The sequence below is a fragment of the Streptomyces oceani genome (genome assembly GCF_001751245.1).
Taxonomy (GTDB): Bacteria; Actinomycetota; Actinomycetes; order Streptomycetales; family Streptomycetaceae; genus Streptomyces; species Streptomyces oceani.
On record NZ_LJGU01000070.1, the window covers coordinates 1 to 892 of the forward strand.

The window sequence follows — 892 nt, forward strand, 5'->3', positions numbered from 1 at the left end:
CGTTGGAGGCGCCGTCCTGGTTGACCGCCGAGCCGCGTACGACCGCCAGCACCGGATGGCCGTTCGCCCGCGCGTCGGACAGCCGCTCCACCAGCAGCATCCCGGCGCCCTCCGCGAAGCCGGCACCGTCCGCCTGCTCGGCGAACGCCTTGCTGCGGCCGTCCGAGGCCAGACCGCCCTGCCGGCTGAACTCCAGGAACAGCCCCGGGGTGGTCATGATGGTCGCGCCGCCGGCCAGCGCCAGGTCGCACTCGCCGGAGCGAAGCGCCTGCGCCGCCAGGTGCAGCGCGACCAGCGAGGCGGAGCACGCGGTGTCGACCGTCATCGCGGGCCCTTCGAGCCCGAAGGTGTAGGCGATCCGGCCGGAGGCCACGCTGGCGGCGTTGCCGGTGCCGAGGTAGCCCTCGAAGTCCTCCCCGGAGGCGACCAGTTGATGGGTGTAGTCCTGTCCGTTGGTGCCCGCGAAGACGCCCGTACTGCTGCCGCGCAGGCCCGTCGGGTCGATGCCGGCGCGCTCGAACGCCTCCCAGGAGATCTCCAGCAGCAGCCGCTGCTGCGGGTCCATCGCGACCGCCTCGCGGGGACTGATCCCGAAGAACGGCGCGTCGAACCGGTCGATGTCGGCCAGGAAGCCACCCTCCTGAGCCGAGACCGAACCGGGGGACGAGCCGTCCTCGGTGGCGGGCGTGTACATGCCCTCGACGTCCCAGCCACGGTCGGTGGGGAACGGCCCGACGGCGTCGCCGCCACCGCGCAGCAACTGCCAGAACGCCTCGGGGGTGTCGACCTGGCCGGGGAACCGGCAGCTCATCGCGACGATGGCGATCGGCTCCTCGGCCAGCCCGGCACCGCTCCCGGTGCCGCCGCTCTCCGCGCCGGCGGGCGCGCCCGC

Annotated in this window: 1 protein-coding gene; it reads right to left on the reverse strand. The window is 74.0% G+C overall.

What is annotated here, in order from left to right; translation table 11 throughout:
* A partial coding sequence (locus AN216_RS00340; protein ID WP_139140817.1) for a beta-ketoacyl synthase N-terminal-like domain-containing protein occupies positions 1–892 on the reverse strand: 892 nt, incomplete at both ends.